Annotated in this window: 16 protein-coding genes and 1 pseudogene; 5 read left to right on the top strand and 12 right to left on the bottom strand. The window is 67.5% G+C overall.

What is annotated here, in order from left to right:
• Positions 1–5: 5 nt before the first annotated feature.
• From NAM01S_RS10625 to NAM01S_RS36125, 11 genes are all read right to left on the bottom strand, one after another.
• Positions 6–410 (bottom strand): hypothetical protein, encoded by a 405-nt coding sequence (locus tag NAM01S_RS10625; protein ID WP_157107687.1) that lies wholly within the window; start codon positions 408–410, stop codon positions 6–8.
• A gap of 257 nt (positions 411–667) precedes the next feature.
• Positions 668–1,099, bottom strand: coding sequence for a phospholipase A2 (locus NAM01S_RS10620; protein ID WP_067783175.1), 432 nt, complete (start codon positions 1,097–1,099; stop codon positions 668–670).
• 16 nt (positions 1,100–1,115) lie between these two features.
• Positions 1,116–1,409, bottom strand: coding sequence for a hypothetical protein (locus tag NAM01S_RS34940; RefSeq protein WP_157107686.1), 294 nt, complete (start codon positions 1,407–1,409; stop codon positions 1,116–1,118).
• Between the two features lie 107 nt (positions 1,410–1,516).
• Positions 1,517–1,798, bottom strand: a complete 282-nt coding sequence (locus NAM01S_RS10615) for a hypothetical protein (RefSeq protein WP_067783171.1) — start codon at positions 1,796–1,798, stop codon at positions 1,517–1,519.
• 4 nt (positions 1,799–1,802) lie between these two features.
• Complete coding sequence (locus tag NAM01S_RS10610; RefSeq protein ID WP_067783168.1) at positions 1,803–2,645, bottom strand: GTPase family protein; 843 nt, start codon at positions 2,643–2,645, stop codon at positions 1,803–1,805.
• Between the two features lie 143 nt (positions 2,646–2,788).
• Positions 2,789–3,748, bottom strand: a complete 960-nt coding sequence (locus tag NAM01S_RS10605; RefSeq protein ID WP_253798797.1) for a DUF8320 family protein — start codon at positions 3,746–3,748, stop codon at positions 2,789–2,791.
• A gap of 64 nt (positions 3,749–3,812) precedes the next feature.
• Positions 3,813–4,940, bottom strand: a complete 1,128-nt coding sequence (locus NAM01S_RS10600; RefSeq protein ID WP_253798799.1) for a sensor histidine kinase — start codon at positions 4,938–4,940, stop codon at positions 3,813–3,815.
• Positions 4,941–5,010: 70 nt separating this feature from the next.
• The gene (locus NAM01S_RS10595) at positions 5,011–5,718 is read right to left on the bottom strand and encodes a response regulator transcription factor (protein WP_067783159.1); all 708 of its coding nucleotides are present in this window, start codon (positions 5,716–5,718) and stop codon (positions 5,011–5,013) included.
• 192 nt (positions 5,719–5,910) lie between these two features.
• A complete protein-coding gene (locus NAM01S_RS10590) occupies positions 5,911–11,373 on the bottom strand; it encodes an ATP-binding protein (protein ID WP_067783156.1) in 5,463 nt (1,820 codons plus the stop codon).
• Positions 11,374–11,667: 294 nt separating this feature from the next.
• Complete coding sequence (locus NAM01S_RS36480) at positions 11,668–12,444, bottom strand: Zn-ribbon domain-containing OB-fold protein (RefSeq protein WP_084482789.1); 777 nt, start codon at positions 12,442–12,444, stop codon at positions 11,668–11,670.
• A gap of 379 nt (positions 12,445–12,823) precedes the next feature.
• The gene (locus NAM01S_RS36125) at positions 12,824–13,009 is read right to left on the bottom strand and encodes a protoglobin domain-containing protein (protein WP_218018376.1); all 186 of its coding nucleotides are present in this window, start codon (positions 13,007–13,009) and stop codon (positions 12,824–12,826) included.
• Positions 13,010–13,018: 9 nt separating this feature from the next.
• Between NAM01S_RS36125 and NAM01S_RS35675 the strand changes: the two genes are divergently transcribed.
• From NAM01S_RS35675 to NAM01S_RS10570, 3 genes are all read left to right on the top strand, one after another.
• Positions 13,019–13,306, top strand: coding sequence for a hypothetical protein (locus NAM01S_RS35675; RefSeq protein ID WP_169810831.1), 288 nt, complete (start codon positions 13,019–13,021; stop codon positions 13,304–13,306).
• Positions 13,307–13,596: 290 nt separating this feature from the next.
• Positions 13,597–15,405, top strand: a complete 1,809-nt coding sequence (locus tag NAM01S_RS10575; protein ID WP_218018375.1) for a multicopper oxidase family protein — start codon at positions 13,597–13,599, stop codon at positions 15,403–15,405.
• Positions 15,406–15,574: 169 nt separating this feature from the next.
• A complete protein-coding gene (locus NAM01S_RS10570; RefSeq protein WP_253798801.1) occupies positions 15,575–16,765 on the top strand; it encodes a L,D-transpeptidase in 1,191 nt (396 codons plus the stop codon).
• 62 nt (positions 16,766–16,827) lie between these two features.
• Here the strand turns inward: NAM01S_RS10570 and NAM01S_RS36475 are convergent, their stop codons facing one another.
• The gene (locus tag NAM01S_RS36475; RefSeq protein ID WP_255284299.1) at positions 16,828–16,959 is read right to left on the bottom strand and encodes a hypothetical protein; all 132 of its coding nucleotides are present in this window, start codon (positions 16,957–16,959) and stop codon (positions 16,828–16,830) included.
• Positions 16,960–17,069: 110 nt separating this feature from the next.
• Between NAM01S_RS36475 and NAM01S_RS37250 the strand changes: the two are divergent.
• Together NAM01S_RS37250 and NAM01S_RS37245 are read left to right on the top strand one after the other, a co-directional pair.
• Positions 17,070–17,261 (top strand): annotated as a pseudogene (locus NAM01S_RS37250) (AraC family transcriptional regulator ligand-binding domain-containing protein); the annotation flags it as partial.
• A gap of 66 nt (positions 17,262–17,327) precedes the next feature.
• Positions 17,328–17,741, top strand: coding sequence for a helix-turn-helix domain-containing protein (locus NAM01S_RS37245; RefSeq protein ID WP_067783149.1), 414 nt, complete (start codon positions 17,328–17,330; stop codon positions 17,739–17,741).
• The last annotated feature ends 98 nt before the right edge of the window (positions 17,742–17,839 follow it).

The raw sequence follows: 17,839 nt of genomic DNA, 5'->3' as shown, positions 1-17,839 counted from the left end.
CGCCACTACGGCACGGTGAACTTCTTCGCCTGCCCGGAGATCACGATGCCGTCGCGGTCGACGAGCGCCACCCGCACCTGTGCTTCGGAACCCGAGGTCGGCTGGGGCTGGCTGGGATCCGCCGTCAGCGGGACGGTGGTGCTCTGCGGGGAACCGTCGCAGTCGACGGAGCTCTGGATGCCCTGGGCGGCGGGACGGTCGGCGTTCGGGTCGCCCATCATCGCCTGAATGCTCACCACCCCGGCGGAGTCGTCGCAGCTGTAGTCGACCTGGATCATGTTCGATCCGGCGCCGATGATGTCGAGAGTCGTGGCGGCGAGCGCGGGAGCGGCAGCCACCACCGAGGCCGCGGCCATAGCGGTGAAGACAACAGCGATGCCGACGGGGCGACGAGAGTTCGGGGTAGTCATTTCGTTCCTCCTGTGTGGCGGACATAGATCGCGGAACACAACGGAAGAGACGCAGTGCGCACATCGCACCGCCCGCATCCATGGTCCAGCCCATTCCCCGCCCGCGGTCGGTAAACCGCTCGAATCGGCCGTCGCGGCGGTGTCCCCGCAGGCCGCCGCCGAGGCAGGCCTGACCGACATGGACCCGGTGCCCAAGGCATCGAGCTAATGCAGCCGCCCCGGCCGGACCGGGGCGGCTGCACGCATCAGCGATGGGCTCAATTATTGACAGGTCCACGGTAGCCGGGGCCGCCGCCGATCCTGACGCCGTTGTAGTACGTTGCCATCCAGCTGAGGCAGCTCCGCTGGTCCCATGAGGATTGGCAGGAGTGCCACATGTCGCCGAGGAACCAGTCGTCGCACTGCTTGCGGCTGACCCAGTGCGTCGGCTTGCCGTTGGGCGGAAAACCCTCGTAGCAGCCGTCGTGGTGCTTGCATGCGTGATTGAAGTCGTAGATCAAGAACACCGACGAGACACTGATCCCCGGGGTGGAGCACGCGCTCGATTCGGAGGGATGCACCGCCCACGGGTGCGGGCCGTCGTTCGACGGTGTCGCGGGTGTCTGCGTCGTATGCGCATGGGCCGGACCCGCGACCAGGACAGCCCAGACGGCCGCCGCCGCAATGACGACCACCGAGATGAATTTCATCGTTCTTCCTTTTCTGTTACAAGAAACGACCGAGCAGTTTTCCGATCGCGAAGCCGGCCGCGTCGCCCAGCGCGTAAAAGACCTCGCTGACGAATCGCCGCAGACTGCTGTCGGTACGTGCGCGGAATTGCGCGTCCGATCTGCTCGTCTCGTCGATGAAGGTGAGCAAGCGCCGACAGGTGTCCATGAGACCGTCTATCGCCTCGGCTACTTCCGAGGCCGAGAAACTATGACCGCACGAACAATAGAACACCGAGGCCATGATGTTCCAGGCGCCGCGGCATGCCTGGCACCGCACCGAACGCGTCACCGGTTCGACTTCGATTTCACCACCGCAATTTCGATGTGCACAGGTCGCCCAAGAAAGAGCACACGACGGGCATGCGGGGAACGGGAGCGGAAGATATATCGACGACATCATGACTGCCGCAGCCTATTTTTCCGAGCTCGTTCCACTCCCCCTTGAAAACCCTTCCTCGCGGCCCAGCTCATGTCGCGAACGAATTCGTCGATATTCGCGATGGCGTAACCGAGTTTTGCGGAAATCTGCTCCAAGGCGTAGGCGCAGAACCTACGGAAGGAAATCTCGTCCGCTTGCAGACGCCTGGCGTGACTCCTGTCCATCTCCCCCATGAAGTCGTAGAGCCGAGCGGCGACCTCCTCCCATTCCGGGTCGTCAGGGCCGATCATCTGCGCCACGAGATCACCGCCTGCCCTTGGACTGGCTCAGGTGATCCCGGTTCGCCTCGATCCACCCGAGCAGTCGCGGGTCGACGAATTCCCGGAAGTCGGCCACGTCGGCCACCCTGCCCAGCAGCCACGCTCGATCGTCGGGCGCGTGCTTGCCCACCTTCTCCAGCAGCAGCTCGAGGTTGTATCGGCGCTTCGCCGAGTAGCAGACGATGCTGTCCTTCGCCCTGCTGATCTCGTTCTTCAGCGCATCGCGCAAGAACTTCTCGTACAGCTCGATCGTTCGCTGCTGCTGCTTGCTCGGGACGTTCGCCTGACGTATCCAGGCCTCTTCGCCCGGATCTATCCGGTCGATCTTGTTCGCCGCGAATACTATCTTGTCGACCAGCGCGTTGCCATTTTCTTCACGCAATCTCCGCAGCGCTACTTGGATCGGCGATATCACCCGGCTCGGCGCATCGATGACCCAGATCGCCACGTCCACGTTCGGCAACACCGTCGAATAAGTCGCGTAGTGCGTCTCGTCGGCCAGGAGATTCTCGCCGAGTCCCGGCATATCGTAGACGATGATGCTTCCTTTGCGGCCGGTGTACTCGTACAGGTCGCCTTCGATGGGCTGCGCGACCCGGGTGCACGGCCGGTGATGACTGACTTCCACGCCGGCGTTGAACAATGCGTTGATGGTCGACGACTTGCCTACACCGGAAAGTCCGATGAGCGCGATCGTCGGCGGCGAGACGTTCTTTATACGCTCGGCCAGACGTGCCTCCGTCTCAGCCCATTGCGCTTCGCTGATGTGCGGATTCTGCAGTTTCAATGTGCTCATGATCTTCTGCAGCTGAATCTTTTCGAACATACGTTTCCTCCATACGCCGAACTTCCCTCCGAATGAGCCCCGCACAAGGAATATCGGCAGCGAACGAATTTCTGGCCAGAAGCAGTCACGCCCCGGTGGAATCACCGTACGTCTTTTCGGCGAAGCCAAAAATCCGCGACTTCTCAGCCCGCAAGTTCGGGGTCTCGGTTCGCTTCGCTAAAGATCTTCGCGTCGAGGTCCGACCGAACTGTGCCCGCAGGCTCCACCTCGACCCGGAGTTCGGTCGCCCCACGCAGCAGCACCGACGCCACCAGGCCACGTCCCGGAGGCAGGATTCGCGCGATCACTTCGCCGGAATCGGCGTGGTCAAGCGCTCGGCGCACCACCGAGCGGACCACGCTCTCCAGCTCCACGTCGGCCTCGTCGAGACCGCCGCCATCGTCGAGCACCACTGTCACGCCGCGTCCGCGGGCCTTCCTGGCCGCCGCGACGACGTCGCGGTCGACCATGCGGCCACCGAGGATCTCATCGCGTAGTTCGGCTTCGAGCAGCTGGCATTGCTCCTGTTCGCCGAGTGTGAGCGGCCTTCCGCTCGCGATGATTTCCAGCAGGGGCCGGGCGGCGTTGTCGAGGTGGGTCAAGCGCGAGTCGCGTTCTCGCTGACCCGCTTCGGCAGCGGCTTCCGCCGCCGACCGCTCGGCCGCCTGCCTTCGCAAGCTCAGGATCGACTGCGCCATCGGCCGTACGACGCGGGAGAAGAAGGTGGCCATCAACAAAGGCGCGGCGTTGATGAACGAGAATCCGACCCCCGTCATGAACCCCTGGCCGGTGCGCGCCGCCCACAGCCCGCAGACGACGATCTGCACGGTGAGCGCCGCCCAAGCCCACACCGAAGCGGCCCGAATGCACATGAAGTTGAGATAGGCGGATGCTGCGCCGAGGAACCACATTTGGGTTGCGCTCGCGATCGGCACAGGTAGCTGAGAGAGCCCAAGGGCAGCTGCGATCGGCGCTGCCGCCGCCATCGGCGCCGCATAGCGCCGCAGCAGCGGATCGCCCGGCGCGACGATGACACCGAGGCCCGCCACCGCCAGGACAGCGGCCGTCACCGCCATGACCCAGACGTGCCGTACAGCCCCCATGCCGCCGGTGTCCGCATGCCGAGAACATCGCGGACATCTTGGGGGTCGGCCTGGTGCTGCGGGGTCACGTCGTCGCCCATCCGACGCAGACACGACAGCCCCGGCCCGGCAGGGAATCGATCCTGGACCAGCCGCCTGGTAGGTCGGCGAATCCCTCGATGATATTGGCGCGCAAGCCGATCCGAACGGAAGGCACAGCGGTGGTGTCGAAGCCGACACCGTCGTCTGTCACATCGACCGTCACCGCTGTCCGCTCGACGGTGACGGCCACCTCACACGCGGCCCGTCGTGCGGGCGTGCTCGCATGCCGCTGCCAATTGCGTAAAGCTTCCCCTGTCGCACTCATCAGCATCGTCGCCACCACGCCCGGTAGCGTGTCGAGGCGATCCGGGGATTCGTTCACCCGCACCGGCACCGTGTCATCGATGTCGGCGACAACGGCGCGGAGGTTCGCCACCCATCGATCGGTGTCCACGTGCTCGGTCGGCTCGCCGGCGGAACGCAAGCCGTCCAGACTCTCCAGCGTGGACCGCGCGTAGCCGGCCAGCAGCGGGGTATTGGCCGCGCGCGAGGCCTGGAGCAGCGTCGCGATCACGCCGTCGTGAGTGAGGCCGTCGAAGCGACGCCGCTCGAAGCGACGCGCCTCGGCGGCGGCGTTGTCGGCGGCCGCTGCCGTCAAGGCATGGGCTGTCTCGTCGAGCATGCGGCCGGTCCTGATCAGGCCGACACAGGCCGCGGCGGGCAACGCCGAGTAGGAGACCGCGAACAGGATGTCGCTGACCAGCAAGCTGCGGTCGTAGTCGGTGCGGACCAGCATCGTCGCGAGCTGACTGAACGCGCAGACGATCGCCAAGTACACGAACGGCACTCGGCGCCAGAACAGGCACATCGCGACGGCGGGAAGCCCGGGCATCCAGACGATCCAGAGTGTCGTTTCATTACCGACCGTGTGACCGGTGCGAACCAGAAACCAGGACACGATCGCGACGCCGTACCCGCCCGCGAATGCCGTTACCGCGGATCGCAGCCAGCTCAGTCGCCACAGCCATGCCGTAAGCACCATCAGGGCGGGCGGTAGGTAGATCACCGCCAAAGCCGTTGGCGTCCACCATGTCGCGGCGAGGTGCGTCTGCGACAGCGCCGGTTGTACCGTGAGTGCGGCGTAGAACAGTCCACCCGTCCCAACGAACAAGCCTGCGCCGCGGACGAGCCGATCCTCAGCGCTGCGCTCGGGACCGTGGACCGGTCTGGGCGTCGCTGTCTTACTCGGAGGCGGGGCGGTCACCTTTGATGAAGCCATCTTTGGCCGCCTCCCTGTACAGGTCGATGCGAGAACGAACCGGCCGACCGGCTTCCGCGTATCGCCGACGGATTCGGGCCAGATAGTCGTTGACCGTGTGGTCGGACAGACCGAGTTTGCGGGCCACCGCCCCGGCTGTCTCGCCGTTCGCATACAGCTCGAGCACCTGTCGTTGCCGCGGTGGAAGATCGATCTTCGGCAACGCCGGATCGGTATCGATGGCGGCCGCCCACGCCATCGTGGCGACTTGCCTGCCCGAGGCCGCGGCGCGGATCATCGCGATCGTCAGATCTATCGGCTCGTTCTTCAGAGCGACGCCCAAAACGCCTGCCCGAGCGGCCGACCGGACCAGGTCACGCCAATCCCCCGTTGTGCCAGTGGTGTAGACAAGGCAGTCGATGCCGTGCTGCCGGAGCGCTTCGACGTTGGCGTGCGGGCTCGAGCCGTCCGGCAGCCGCAAGTCGAGGATCGCCAGATCCATTTCCGTTGTCTGAGCAAGCAATTTCGGAACGGTCGGCGCCAAGGCCACAACGGTCAGGTCCGGCTGCTGGGACAGAATAGCCGCCAAGCCCACGGCCATGGCCTGATGATCCTCGACGAATCCGATGCGGCGGACCTTGCCCGGCCTCGCGTACTCGCCGGGCAGGTCGGTCACCGCGACACCCGCCATCTCGAGTAGCCTGCGAATTCTCACCACAGAATTGAAGCACCGAACGATCGACCACGGCTCGGCATTGAAAACCTTGTCGCACAGCGGATGCGGTCGATCGTGAATGCTGACACCAGCTGATCGGTTCGTCGGTGTTCTCGGTGCCGTGCCGGTTGCTCGCTGCCGACCACAGCGAGCAACCGGTCCGAAGGATCACCCAGGCAGACCCGCCTCGATGGCGGCGATGATGCGTGGGCGCATGTCGGAGGCGCTGATGATGGCGTCCACCGAACCGACCTCGACGGCGCGCTGGATATCGTGCACGCGATCGAATTCCGCCGCGACGTCACCGAGCTTCTCGGCGCGCACCGACGAGCGGATCTCGTCGAGCTCCGCGGTCAGGGTCATGCGGTCGGCGCCGGTCGCGTCCGCTGCCCGCGCCTCCAGTTCCCGCACTCGGGGATCCGCCGCGGTGCGAGCGTCGACCTCACCGGAGAACACCACCGCCGCCGCCGGTGCGCCGCCGAGCACCGAGGCGAACGAACCTTCCAGCGCGAGCACGGTCATGTTCGGGTTCAGCGCCTTCGAGAACACCACGAACGCGCCGCCGTGGTAGCGGGAGATCACGCAGAACACGATGGGGCCTTGGAAGTTGACGATCGCGCGACCGATCTCGGCGCCGTACTCGAGCTGCAACTTCCGCATCGATTCCGGTGAGCCGTCGAAGCCCGACAGGTTCGCCAATACCACAAGGGGCCGATTGCCGCTGGCCGCGTTGATGGCTCGCGCCGCCTTCTTCGACGACCGCGGGAACAGCGTGCCCGCCGTGTAGGTGTCCGGGCCGTCGGTGGACGGGAAGCCGCGCCTCGGCACGCCTCGGGATTCGATGCCGAGCAGACACACCGGGATGCCGCCGAGCCGCGCGTCCTGCACCACCGCGGTCTCGGCGTCGGCCATGCCCGCCCAGCGTTCCAGCACCGGGTGGTCCTGGTCGGAGAGCGCCCGCATCACGGTGCGGATGTCGAAGGGCTTCTTGCGGTCCGGGTTGGCGGTGGCGGAGAAGATCTCGCCGACGGTCGTGAAGTCGCTGTCCGCCATGACATGCGGGAAGTCGCAGACGTCGCGATCGAGCGGGTCGGCGGTCGCCGACCGCCGCGGCGACTGCTCACCGGGAGCCACATAGGTGTGGTCGTAGTGCGACATCAGCACATCGCGTGCGGCGAGCAGATTCGGCGCCCAGTACTGGGCCTGGCCGTTGGGGCCCATCACCCGGTCGTAACCGCCGATGCCGAAGTTGTCCTCGGCGGACACACCGCCGGAGAAGTCCAGCGACTGCTTGCCGGTGAGCACCATCGCGGAGTCCGGCGTCATCACCAGGATGCCCTTGGTGTGCATGAGCATCGTCGCCTCGGCGTTCCAGTACGGCTGGGCGCCGACATTGATACCCGCGACCACGATGTTGATCTCGCCGCCGTCCTGGGTGAACTCGACGATCCGCTTGAGCGCCGCCGCCACCCAGTCCATGTTCTCGGTGCCCGACTCCATCGAGATCCGGGCGCCCGAGGACAGCGCGTACCACTCCAGCGGAACCCGCATCCGTTCGGCGAGGTCCAGCGCGGCGATCACTCGGCGGCATTCCGGTTCGGACAGCGCGCCGAGCGATTTCGTGGGATCACCGAGCAACACCACCCTGGTGACGCCGTCGGGATGCTGCTCGGTCGGCGTGGTGACCACACCGGCGACGAGCGCGGCTGTGTTGCGTCCCTTGGGTCGGTCGACCGGGACGAGCGTGTGGGTGTCGTCGAGGTCGTATTCGGCGAATTCGCCGAGCAGCCCGGTCAGTTCGTACGGGTACACGGTGTTGCGGCTGCTTGCGCGCAGCACCTTCTGCCGGTACGCGTCGAGCGGCTCGACTACCTCGTCGGTCCGTTCCCCGATGGTCACCGTGGTGCCGCCGGTGACGTCGAAGGCGACCCGCACGACGATCTTGACCAACTCGCCGGTCTCCGGATCGGGCTGGCGCGCGATGAGCAGCAACTCCTCCAGACCGGCGCCCACGGTCGTGGCTTCCACTCGCTCGATGATCGACTCCAACTCCGCGCGGGTGAGGTCGAGCGGCGGCCAGACGTACATCACGATCCGATTGGTGTTCAGGCGTTTGCCCGACGGCCGCCGGGACTGCGCGCGCCGAATCGCGTCGACGCAGGCGGTGATGGTGCTCTCGGCCGTCGGCAGCGCGAGCAGCCTGCCATCCTGCTCGCGCAGTGCGGCCAGGTCACGGACCTGCGTGAACGCGACGAGTCGCTCGTCCGACGGGTTCTCCTTCGCGACGCAGCGGAACAGGTAGACCTCTTCGTCCGAGGACGGCAGGCGGGTGAGGTCGAACTTGCGCAGCCGCTTCAACTGCATCCGCTCCGCGATGTACGGGTGCAAGCCGCGGATCAGTCGCTCCTCGGCCAATCCGGTGGCCGACGGGCGGAAGGTGAAGTGGTGGTGCATCACCGCGCCGCCGCTACCGGCGACCGTCGCGGTGATGCGGGACACCTGATTCGGCAGCGGCTGTGCGCTGAGCACCTCCTGCAAAGCCTCGGCCATCGCGTCGAAGTCTTCCGGCTGCTTCTCCCAGCCGAGGTAGATGTCGGCCTCGATGGACGCGGCGCCGCTCGCCAGTTCGGCGAGCCCACGCAGGACGGTGGCGAGGGCGTCGAAGCGCACGGCGGCCGAGACAAGGGACAGGCCACGACGCTCGGCGATCACGAACGTGCAGCCGCCGACCTCGCGGGTCCGCACGTCGGCGAGGCCCTTGTTGCCGTAGTACCGCCGGGTCAGCACCTCGAGCATGACCGAGTTGTCCGCGCTTCCGCGCGCCAGCCGCTGGCCGAGCAGCCGCACCAGCGGCTCGGTGCTGCGCACCATCTCGGCGAGGCGCTCACCGCGATCGGGGGCGTCCGGGTGCGCGTCCAGGTGGTTCAGGTGCTTGCGCACGTCGGCGTACACGCGGGCGCGATTGCGCCGCAGCAGCGGCTGGCCGAACCAGGCGTACACCACCCCGCGGGTGAGGTCCGCGATCACGGGGAAGCGCACCTGCGTCGCGGCCACCAGCCGCTCCAGCGTCAGACCGACGGGCTCGCGCAGCGCGCGGTCCGGCACCGGCTCCCGCAGCCACTCGCGCAGCAATGTCGTCATGATCGTGACGGTGTCGGCCGGACGTTGCTGGGCGAGGAAGATCCGGAAGACCGCGGCCTCGAGCTCGGGGGTGCGCTCCAGATCGGTCACGCCGTAGTGCGCGAGCGCCTTGGAAAGTTTGGCCTGGTACGACGCGGGCAGTCCGGCCCGCTCGACGTCGAGGCTCTGCAGGTAGGTGTGGAAGTACTCGCGGGCACTGTGGACGTGGCTCTGGCCGCCGTCCTCGTCCCAGGACCGGTTGTGGCTCAGTTCGGCGAGGTCGGCGAACACCTGCACGAGCTCGAGTTCCTCGGCGAGCGGCCTGCGATTGTCGGCGATGGCGGCCCGGCGCGCGACGAGGTAGTCGTCGACCACCCGGCGGTCGTCGTGCGGGTCGACATCGAAGCCGAGCAGCAGGCTACGCAGATCCTGCTGGCCGCGGGTCAGGCGCACATGCGGTTGAACCGAGGCGGGCTCGCCGGGCAGATCCAGCTCGACCGATCCGGCCGCCGCGGCGCCCGAGTCCTCGTCGTCTTCGGCGAGCGGTTCCAGCCGCAGCAGGGGCGCGCCGGTCTCGACCTGCGTGCCGACGGAAACAGCGCACTCCTTCAACCGGGCACGGAACGGCGCGCGCAGCACGGTTTCCATCTTCATGCTTTCCAGCACCAGGACCGGCGCGCCCGCCTCGACCTCGTCGCCGATCTCCAGCGGCGCGGCCACGACGAGTGCGGGGGCCGGGGAGCGGACGACGCCGCCCTCGTCGCGGCTGATCCGATGCGCGACACCGTCGACGTCGACCATGTGGATGGGGCCGTGCGTGCCGGTGATCAAGCGGTACCTGGCGCCGTTGACGACGATCTGCCCGGAGTGCCGATCGAAGCGTTCGAGATCCACGTCGGCGGTGCGGATATCGCCAGCCGCCTCGACACCCACACGGAACCGATGGGCGCCGATGCGTGCGACGCGCACGCGGTAGCCGACTCCGCGCAACTTGAGGTCGCGTGGCCTGCCGCTCTCGTGCTGCACCTGGGGCCGCCCGCCGGACGCCGTGGACAGCAGACGATGCCGCTCCACCCGCTCGTCCTCCTCGTAGGCGTCGATGGCGGCAGCGGCCAGCGCGACGGTGGAGTGGCGGTGCGAGACGAGACGGCCTTCGGCGCGAACACGGTCGATCCAGCCGGTGTCGGCGCTGGCATCGAGTACCTCGGGCTGGGTCAGCAGGTCGAGCACGAAGCTCTTGTTGGTCACGCCGCCCTCGATGACGACCCTGGTCTGCGTCAGCGCCCTGCGCAGCCTGGCAAGGGCCTCGTCACGATCGCGGCCGTAGGCGATGATCTTCGCGATCATCGAGTCGAAGTCGGCGGGAATCGTGTCGCCTTCGCTGACTCCGGTGTCGACGCGGATGCCCGGTCCGGCAGGCAGATCCAGCCGCGCGATGCGACCGGGGGCGGGCGCGAAATCGCGGTCGGGGTCCTCGGCGTTGAGCCGGGCCTCGATGGCGTGCCCGCGCTCCGCGGGAGGTTCGCCCTCGAGCCTGCCGCCGGACGCGACGACCAGTTGGGCCCTGACCAGGTCGAAACCGGTGGTGGACTCGGTGATCGGATGCTCGACCTGCAGGCGGGTGTTGACCTCGAGGAAGGCGAACTGCTTGTCACCGGGGTGGTACAGGAACTCCACGGTCGCGGCGCCGCGGTAGCCGACGGCGATGGCCAGCCGCTCGGCCGAGGCCTTGAGCTCGGCCGCCTGCTCGGGGAGCAGCACCGGCGACGCCGACTCCTCGATGATCTTCTGGTTGCGCCGCTGCACGGAGCAGTCGCGGACGCCGAGCGCCCACGCGGTGCCCTGGCCGTCCGCGATCACCTGCACCTCGACGTGCCGGGCGCCGGTGACCAGCCGCTCCAGGAAGACCACGCCGCTGCCGAAGGCGCGGGCGGCTTCCTGCCGGGTGCGCTCGTATGCGTCGACGAGTTCGGCTTCGTTCGTGATCACGCGGATACCGCGGCCGCCGCCGCCCGCGGTCGCCTTCAGCATCAGCGGGTAGCCGATCTCGGCCGCGGACGCCAGGGCGGCGTCCACGTTCTCGACCGCACCGCGGCTCCACGGCGCGACCGGCACGCCGACCTCCTCGGCGATCAGCTTCGCGCCGATCTTGTCGCCGAGCTTGCGCATCGCCTCCGGGCTCGGGCCGATGAAGGTGACGCCGATCTGCTCGCACAGCTCCGCGAACGCCGGGTCCTCCGCGACGAAACCCCAACCGACCCAGGCGGAGTCGGCCTCGGTCGCCACCAGCGCGCGCTCGAGCGCCTTGAGATCCAGGTACGGGCGCGCGGACGCCGCACCGAGGTCGTAGGCGATGTCGGCCTCCCGCACGAACGTCGCGTTCCGGTCCACGTCGGTGTACAGAGCGACGGTTTCGATCGGTAGCCCGGTTTCCGCTGCCAGATCTCGAGCTGCGTGGATGAGGCGCATGGCGGCCTCTCCCCTGTTCACGATGGCGATGCGGTTGAACACTCGCCGGCTCCTTTCCCAGAACTGGCCCGGTCGGGCGGGTTGCGACTACCGGTCAGGCGTAGTGTGCACCTCCGTTTCCGCTGGTGCACGGCGTGTGGCTGTTACCCACGCGTAGCGTGGGAAATGTCTCCGCTGAGGTTATGACACAGTCGAGGAATTCCGTTGGCGGGCGGGCCGAGGGAACTGTTCGAACGCGTCGGAGTACCACACGGATATCGCAACTGGATGGAGTAGCGTTCCGGGTCTTCGAATGGAGAGGATCGGCGCGAGGCTGGAACAGCGCAGCTCGGCCCGTCAACCGACCGAAAGCAGGGAGTCCACCTCCCACGCCTCCGTCAACGACTCCAGCAAACGACCTTTCAGCTCGCGCACCGCGATGCTGTCGCTGCCCCGCGGGCACAGCGCCTCGTCCACCATCAGCAGGAACCGGCGGCGTGTCACGCCGAAAGTCACCAGCAACTCCCCCGCGGTCGCGCCACCGAACGGAGCCCAGCGGATCGCGAAACCGATCAACGACTTCGCGGCCGCGTCCAGACAACCCGCACCCGCGAGTCGATCGCACTGATCCAACGCCGCCCGCATCCACGACCCGTCATAACTGTGGCCGGTGTCCCGAGAAGGCGTTGAGATGACATCGTCCGGCGCACTCCGCGACGGTTCGGGCAGCTCATCGCTCGCCGAATCGCGCGTGTCGGCACAGACGACGAACACCGGAAACCGATCCACCCGGGGACGCGGCTGGAACCGGACCCGCACCGACTCGTCCATCGGCAGCGGACCATCGCCCTCGATCGTCGTGAACACCCACGGCCCCTCGTCGAGCTCGACCACAGCGGTCGTCAACGGCTCCACTTCCGCGTGCGGACCGCCGACACTGCGGTGCACCAGCCGCCAGGACACGATGGACCCGTAACCGGCCGAGGGCACCCACTCGAGCTCCGAGGACTGACACGTCGCGCACGCGGCGGTCAGCGGGGCGAACAACTTGTCGCACCGGCCGCAGCGCCGGATCATCAAGGTCCCGGTCCGCGCCACGGAAGTGGTCTTCGATTCGTGTGTGTGCTGATACATGGAAAACCTCGGGGTGATGGCTGTATCCCGTCCTCACCGAGCGTCATCCTCCGAGGGAGTTGCCGCGACCGTAGAAATACGGTGATGGATACCTATTTCTGCCCGAACCCGAACATCGGCTGCGACAGGTAGCCGAGTCGCTGGGATCGCCAACCGTGGCGGCCCTGGGAACACCACCGCCCGGCCGCGCTCCAGACGGTAGTGTCCCGCCTCCCCGTGCGAAGAAACCCTCCAGGAACGCGACATCGTCCGGCAGCACGTCGCCGTCGGTGTCGACCTCCCCGACGACGCGATCCCGACGGACACCCATGCTCCGCTCACGCGCTCGACCAAGGCGCGAACCTCCGGCTCGGTGCCGGAGTACGCGCCGTTGGGTCGGCTACCAGGCGGATACGGCGTAGGGCTGCGACCACAGGGCGATTTGCAAGGTGACGGCTTTGAACCAGGCTTGGTACATCGCCTCGACCTGGTCGTCGTCGTGGCCGCCCGCGGCGAGGAAGGGCCGGATCGTCGCGGTGATCGGGTAGATGAAGGCGATGAGGTAGCGCAGCGGGATGTGCGGCACCGAATCGGCGTGATCGGTCTGGTTCTTCTCCGGGACGAGCCGCTGCTGTCGGCACTGGCCGGGTTGTCGGTCGCGGACCGAGCGACGACGCTCAACAGCCTGCTGCATCTGATCGGCGAGCTGCAACGCCGCGGCGTGGTGAGCGTCGCGAGGATGTGCAGCACCTGCCGCTTCTTCGATCCCTACGTCCACCCCGATCCGGCCGAGCCGCACCACTGCCACCTCCTGCAACGGCCACTGCCGCTGACGGATTTGCGGACCGACTGCCCCGAGCACGAACTCGCCACCGCCCGTTGACACGGGCGGAGGGCTTCGCCGATCTCCACCGACACGACGACAAGGCTGGTCGGCAACCACGCGCCAGGAGCTAGGGGCTTGAACTGTGCCGCCCTGTCGCACGCGGCGGAACCGGGACGGCGCGAAGGCCGAACGGCCGCGCTTCGCCGAATCGACGCCGACCAGCGTGTAGCGTCGCTTCTCCTGGTAAAGACGCAGATCGAGACCATCACCGGCGGGAGCATCGGATGGATGGATCCTGGCAGCGCCCTTTTGGCGAAGCGGCGCACACACTTTCACGGCGCGGTTTCGTGCTCGGCGCGCTTGGTGCGCTCGGCGTGGCAGCAGGCGGACCGGCCGCCGCGGAGATCTTCCCGCTACCGCCCGCTCCGCTGCCGCTGCCGCCGCTGCCCCCACTGCCGATCACACCGTTCAACTACCATTCGCCGCCACTCGAACCGTTCGCCGATCCGCTGCCCATCCCCGAGACCCGCCCCGCCGCAGGCGAACTGGTGGCCACGTCGGGCGTGCACCGCTATCACCGCGACCTCCCCGAGACCCGTTCGTGGGGATACTCCCGCCCGGTCCTCGGCCCGACCCTCGAGGCGCACCGGGGCCGCCCCGCACACATCACCTTCCGCAACGAACTCGGTCCGCACGTGCTCGCCGCACACGTCGACACCGGCATGCACGCCACCACCGACCTCGACCGCACCGATCCCCGCATGACCGTGCACCTGCACGGTGCGCACAACCACCCGGATTTCGACGGCCATCCGCTGATCACCTGGCGCAACGGCGGCCGCATCCGCAACTGGTACGGCAACCGGCAGCAGGCGACCACCCTCTGGTACCACGATCACGCGATGGGCATCACCCGGCTCAACCTCCAGGCCGGGCTCGCCGGAATGTACTACCTGCGCGACGAATTCGACACCGGCGCACCGGACAACCCGCTCGGGCTGCCCACCGGCGAATACGAGATACCGCTGATCGTGCAGGACCGCACGTTCAACCCCGACGGCAGTCTGCAACCGATGGTCGGGACCTATATCGCCGAGGGCTACAACCAGTCCGGCCAGTTCGGTGACGTCGCGTGCGTCAACGGCGTCGCATGGCCGTCGTTGCCGGTTCGGCGCACCCTGTACCGATTCCGGCTGCTGCAAGCATCCAATTCGCGGACCTACACCTTCGAGTTCGACAACCGGATGCCGTTCTGGGTCATCGGCAACGATCTCGGTCTACTGGACGCACCGGTGCCGACCACCGCGGTCCGGTTGAGTTCGGGCGAACGCGCCGACCTGCTCGTCGATTTCAGCCGGCTGCGCGACGGCGAGAGCGTGGAGCTCACCAACACCGAGCTCAACGATTTCGGCAACACGGTCTTCATGGTTCCCGCGCTGCCCCGCATCATGCGGTTCACCGTCGCAGGAGACGGTCCGGCCGCGACCGTGCCCGCCCGGCTGCGCGGCGGCGACGGGCAGCCCGCACCGCTGGAGCCGCTCGACGCCCCGCAACTGACCAGGACCATGACGATGATGGGCCTGACCGACACCCTGCGACCCCCCTTCGCCTCCACCCTGCTCGCGCTGAACAACCTGCCGTTCCGCACCACCGATGTCGACGTCGCGAAAGCGGGCACCGTCGACCAATGGGACCTGATCAACGCCACCCCCTTCGACCACCCGATCCACCTGCACCTGGCCCGGATGCGCATCCTCGGCAGGCAACCCATCCTGACCTCGGCCTACTGGCTGTCCAACAGCCCCGGACCGGCCTGGGGCACACGATGGAATCCGCCCGCCGACGCCTTCGTCCGGGGCCCCCAGCAGCCACCCCAACCGTGGGAAACCGGATGGAAGGACACCGTCCTGTGCCCGACGGACGCCATCACCCGAGTCCTGGTGTACTGGCCCTCCATCGACGAACTCGGCTTCGACCCCGACACCCCACTGCGCGTCCGCGACGGCGCCGAAGCCATCGCGCCCTACGGCGACCCCGCACCCCAGCACCACGCGAACCACACCGATGCGACCACCATCCGCGGCTACGTCTGGCACTGCCACAACCTGGACCACGAGGATCACGACATGATGCAACAGATCCGCATCACCGCTTGATCAGGATTCGGGGCCATCCATCGCGCTGTCCGGAATCAATCGCGGAATGGTGTCGGTTCTGCGACGGATCGATGGAGTTACCGCTCGTTGGCGCCTCGCGCGGTGGGTAGCTGACACATGCTGGCGGACAGAGGTCGGCCCTGCTACACCCGGCGAAGGGAGATGCGCGGTGGCTTTGGGACGTCGTCGGCTGTTGATCGGCTTCGCCGCCGGTGCGGGAGGCCTCGCCCTGACCGGATGCGGGCAGCGGGAACCCGCACCGCCCAAACCCGCCACGATCCGATTCGACCCGCCACCCGGCGCCCACGATGTCGATGCGCGCAGCCCCGGCACGGTCACGGTCACCGACGGGACACTGCGCTCGGTCGAGTGGATCGATGAGACAGGCAGATCACTACCCGGCGCACCCGCACCCGATCATCGGACCTGGACAAGCACCGAACCACTCGGCTACGCACACACCTACACCGCCAAAGCCGTGGCGCACGGCGAAGCCGGCGACATCACCGCGACGACGACCTGCACCACGGTGCGACCGCACGAGCTCGTCGACGTCTCCCTGCGCTCGGCCAATCTCGTCGAGCTAGCCGAAAACGACACCTACGGAGTGGGTTTCGTACTCGCCGCCCGTTTCGACCACCCCGTCGACCGGGCCGCCGCCGAACGCCACATCGCCGTCACCACCCAGCCCGCCGTCACCGGCGCCTGGTACTGGCTCGACGATCGGAACGCGCACTGGCGACCGGAGCACTACCACGCCCCCGGTACTCGAATCACGGTCGAGGCCAACCTGTTCGGGCGCGCGCTCGGCGAGGGCCGCTACGGCCTGCGCGACCAACGGGTCTCGGTGAACATCGGACCCGCGCACGTCGCGATCGCCGACGACAACACCAAACAGATCGAAGTCTTCGACAACGGAAACCTGGTGCGCACCATGCCCACATCGATGGGCAAGGGCGGCACCACCGTCGTCGGCGGCCGATACCTGTCGTTCTGGACCCGCCCCGGCATCTACACCGTGCTCGACCGAAACAACCCGGTGATCATGGACTCCACCACCTACGGCCTGCCCGCCAGCGCAGGCGGCTACCGCACCAGCATCGACCACGCGGTCCGCATCAGCCACGACGGAATCTTCGTCCACGCACTGGCCGCGAGCATGTGGGCCCAAGGCAACACCAACGTCTCACACGGCTGCCTGAACCTCTCCCCCGCCGACGCCGCCTGGTTCTACGACTTCGTCATCCCCGGCGACGTCGTCGAGGTCCGCAACACCGGCGGCGATCCCCTCGACATCTGGCAGAACGGCGATTGGAGCATCCCCTGGTCCGAGTGGCTTCGCGGCGGCATCCCCGCATGAGCCGCGAAGCCGAGGACGATGAATTTCGTTGCGCCGGGCAAGGTATCGGCACCGGGGCGTATTCAGGCGGCGAGGAGGGCGCCGGCGAGAGCGATCGAGGTGATCCAGACCGTCGAAGCGGTAGCCAGCAGCAGGGGGCGGATGCCGATCCGCTTCAGGATGTGTAGCCGGACCCCGGTGCCGAGCGCGAACATAGCGGCGGTGGGCAGAGCCGTCTGGGCGAGACGCGCCGCGTCCAGGAAGGTGGCAGGTAGGACGCCGGTGGTTCGCAGTCCCGCGCACCCGGCTCACCGAGCACAACGGCATCGCCGCCATCCGCCTGAGTCTCAATCTCGGCAGCCCGGGCGAAACCCGGCAAGCCATCGAACTCGCTGTCGGCGTACTGCACGGACTCCTGCGCGGATTCCTCGGAACCACTTGGCAGCCGGCGGAAGTCCGCTTCACCCACCCCGCGCCGCGTGACCGCCGCACGCACCACCGCGTCCTCGGATCACAGGTCGCCTTCGAGCAGGACTTCAACGGAATCATCACCTACACAACCGATCTCGACGCGCCGAACGCCATGTCGGACCCGCAGCTGCGCGCCTACGCCCAGCAGTTGTTCGACTCACCCCGCGACACTCGCGCGGCGACAACGCTGGAACGCGGCCGGGAGCTCATCGAACTGCTCTTGCCCACCGGACGCTGCTCGGTCGACCAGATCGCCAGGTGCCTCGGTGTCGACCGTCGCACCGTCCACCGCCACCTGGCCGCCGAAGGCGAGACCTTCACCACCCTGCTCGACGCGACTCGCGCCGAACTCGCCCGGCACATGGTCACCAACGGCCGCCACACGCTCACCGAGATCGCCGAGCTGCTCGCGTTCTCGTCACCCGGCAACTTCTCCCGCTGGTTCCGTCGACGTCACGGCCGCAGCCCGAGCCAATGGCGCGCCGCCGCGCACACCTCGGCGGACGGACCCTATTCCCGTAGCTGAGCGAGCACGCAACCGACACGGGGCACGGCAGTTCTCCCAGGTCCTGCCGCGCCGACCGCTTAAGCTGTCTGCGCCGCAACGTGCGACAACACTCGAGG

Origin of the sequence: Nocardia amikacinitolerans NBRC 108937 (assembly GCF_001612615.1) — a bacterium.
Classification (GTDB): Bacteria; Actinomycetota; Actinomycetes; order Mycobacteriales; family Mycobacteriaceae; genus Nocardia; species Nocardia amikacinitolerans.
This window is presented reverse-complemented; position numbering and strand designations above follow the sequence as displayed.